The sequence below is a fragment of the Paraburkholderia sp. genome, assembly GCF_034668105.1.
Lineage (GTDB): Bacteria > Pseudomonadota > Gammaproteobacteria > Burkholderiales > Burkholderiaceae > Paraburkholderia.
Window position 1 is genome coordinate 1 of the sequence record NZ_JAXDPY010000361.1, and the last position, 2,530, is coordinate 2,530.

Genomic DNA, 2,530 nt, shown 5'->3' on the forward strand with positions numbered 1-2,530 from the left:
TCAAAGCTGCGGCCCGACTGAACAACCGAGCAGAGAACAGCCATCAACCGAGGCGCGAACGCGAGCGTCGCATGCGAGGCTTTCGCGACCCGAAACGCACACAGAAATTTCTCTTGTGCTTCGGGCCGATCCGGCAACATTTCGCGCTCAAGCGGCATCTGCTGTGTTGAGGGTGCTCTTTCCTGCCCTTTCCTCCTCAGCCTCGCCGCGCCAGGCCCGAGCGTTGGAATCGAGTGCCTACGCGAGCGCCACGTTGCATAAATACCGAACGCTCGGCATTGCCCTGGGCGCTTGCGTCCTTTGCTTGAGAGTCCTGCCGCCTGGTTAGTCTTGCGACGTCACACTGCCCGCCCGTTTTCTTCGATCCGCCGCCGGCGACGTCTCCCGCGTGAACGACTGCAGCGCTTCTGGCGTGCGCATGTCGCGCGGGGTTTCGAAGTCGGCGAGCGCGGCGCCTCGCATCGCCGAGGGCTGGCGTGGGAAGCCGCTCCGCGCGCTGTAGTCGCGGATCGCGCGCCGGGTGGCGTCCGCCGGCGCAGCGGCGCTCGAGCGGTTCGCCGCGTACACGTCCAGCGCGCTCAGGCAGGCCACATTGACCGCCGAAATCATCGCGCGCCGCCTGTGTGCATCGAGGCCGGACGATGCCGTCGCGAGCGTGCCAAGATCGAGCGCATCGCCGCCTACGCGCGCCCACAGGAACGGCCTCGGATCACGCGCGGCGAGAATGCCGACCCCGCACGTCAGTTCGCGTAATCCGGTCATTCGCATCGTGGCCGGCGATGCTTTTACGCCGACCGCACGCGACATCACGCGCGGCGCGAGCACCTGCGCGACGCCGAGCAGGATGCTGAACCAGCCGAGGCCGCGCGCGACCATGGCGGGTTGCAACGCTGTCCGAAGCATGCCGGGGCTGTCAGTGCGTCCCGGGGCGGAGTCCGGGCCCGCTCCTGAGCCCGCAGATAAGTTTGCATTTGAGTCCACTCGTGTCACCTTCGAAGATAGAGTCCGAGATCGCCGGCCGAATAGCGCGCGCGTAGCCCACAAGCTGCGCACGCGCCTTCTTTCACGGCTTGAGCACAACCTTGATGCAACCGTCTTCCTTGTCGCGGAACGTCTTGTACATGGCCGGCCCTTCGTCCAGCGACACCGTATGCGTAATCACAAACGACGGATCGATCTGCCCTTCCTGAATCCGCCGCAACAGATCGTCGGTCCAGCGGTTGACGTGCGTCTGCCCCATGCGCCACGTCAGTCCCTTGTTCATCGAGGCACCGAACGGAATCTTGTCGATCAGGCCGCCGTACACGCCGGGCACCGACAACACCCCGGCCGGGCGGCACACGTAGATCATTTCGCGCAAGACGTGCGGGCGGTCCGTCTCCAGCATGACGGCCTGCTTCGCGCGGTCGTACATCGCGTCGACGGAGCGGGTTGCATGTGATTCCATGCCGACCGCGTCGATACATTTTTCAGGGCCCTTGCCGGCGGTCAGATCCATGAGCCGCTCAAGCACGCTTTCATTCTTGAAGTCGATCGTGACCGCACCGCCCGCGCGCGCCATCGATAGACGCTCCGGCACGCAGTCGATCGCGATAACCTGTTTGGCCCCCAGCAGCATCGCACTGCGGATCGCCATCTGGCCGACGGGGCCAGCGCCCCAGATCGCAACGGTATCGGTCGGCTCGATGTCGCATTGCACGGCCGCCTGCCAGCCGGTCGGAAAAATATCGCCGAGAAACAGAACCTGCTCGTCGGTCAGGCCGTCCGGAATCTTCACGTGGGTCTTGTCCGCGAATGGCACGCGCACGTATTCGGCCTGGCCGCCTGGATAGCCGCCGGTGAGATGCGTATAGCCGAACAGCCCGGCCGTGGTGTGGCCGAACATCTTGTCCGCCACGTCCTTGTTGCGATTGGTGCGCTCGCAGACGGAGAAATTGCCGCGTTTGCACTGGTCGCATTCGCCGCAAATGATCGTAAACGGCACCACTACGCGGTCGCCCACCCGCAACGCGCTGTTCTCCTTACCCACCTCGACGACTTCGCCCATGAACTCATGGCCCATGATGTCGCCCGATTCCATGCCCGGCATGAAGCCGTCGAACAGATGCAGATCCGAGCCGCAGATCGCGCAGGTCGAGACCTTGATGATTGCATCGCGCGCATGCTCGATTTGCGGATCCGGCACCGTGTCGCAACGGATGTCTTTCTTGCCATGCCATCTGAGTGCTTTCATGTTTGCTTCTCCACGTTATGAAGCGCCTACGGTTCCAGTTTCACCTTGATCCAGCCCGGCTCGCGCCGGCCGAACGCTCGGTAGGCCTCGATTGCATCGGTGATCGGTTCGCGTTGCGTCAGCACGCCGAGTGGACCAAGAGCCATTGCGCACGAGTTCGACCAGATGCGCGACATATCATCACCTCCTTTTGATCGGACACCTTTCAATCGTGCCCGTCATGAGCTTTACAAAAAGCAACGCCACAGCTTGTAAAGATTTCGCGTGTCATGGCAAGCGCCACGCCTATTCATTGCC

At 63.2% G+C, this 2,530-nt stretch carries 2 protein-coding genes and 2 pseudogenes; 1 reads left to right on the top strand and 3 read right to left on the bottom strand.

Annotated elements, in window-relative coordinates; genetic code table 11:
• Positions 1-113 (top strand): annotated as a pseudogene (locus QOC89_RS16235) (IS6 family transposase); the annotation flags it as partial.
• A gap of 211 nt (positions 114-324) precedes the next feature.
• On the opposite strand, the gene QOC89_RS16240 reads toward QOC89_RS16235, so the two are convergent.
• The 3 genes and pseudogenes from QOC89_RS16240 to QOC89_RS16250 form a co-directional block, all read right to left on the bottom strand.
• Complete coding sequence (locus QOC89_RS16240; RefSeq protein WP_323045945.1) at positions 325-903, bottom strand: hypothetical protein; 579 nt, start codon at positions 901-903, stop codon at positions 325-327.
• A gap of 160 nt (positions 904-1,063) precedes the next feature.
• Entirely contained in the window at positions 1,064-2,233 is a 1,170-nt protein-coding gene (locus QOC89_RS16245) for a zinc-dependent alcohol dehydrogenase (protein ID WP_323045946.1), read from the bottom strand.
• Positions 2,234-2,259: 26 nt separating this feature from the next.
• Positions 2,260-2,398 (bottom strand): annotated as a pseudogene (locus tag QOC89_RS16250) (glutathione-dependent formaldehyde dehydrogenase); the annotation flags it as partial.
• Between the last annotated feature and the right edge of the window lie 132 nt (positions 2,399-2,530).

Excerpts from the sequence above, each read along its gene's own strand:
- QOC89_RS16240 (WP_323045945.1), bottom strand. The coding sequence starts at position 903 with ATGCTTCGGACAGCGTTGCAACCCGCCATGGTCGCGCGCGGCCTCGGC.
- QOC89_RS16245 (WP_323045946.1), bottom strand. The coding sequence starts at position 2,233 with ATGAAAGCACTCAGATGGCATGGCAAGAAAGACATCCGTTGCGACACG.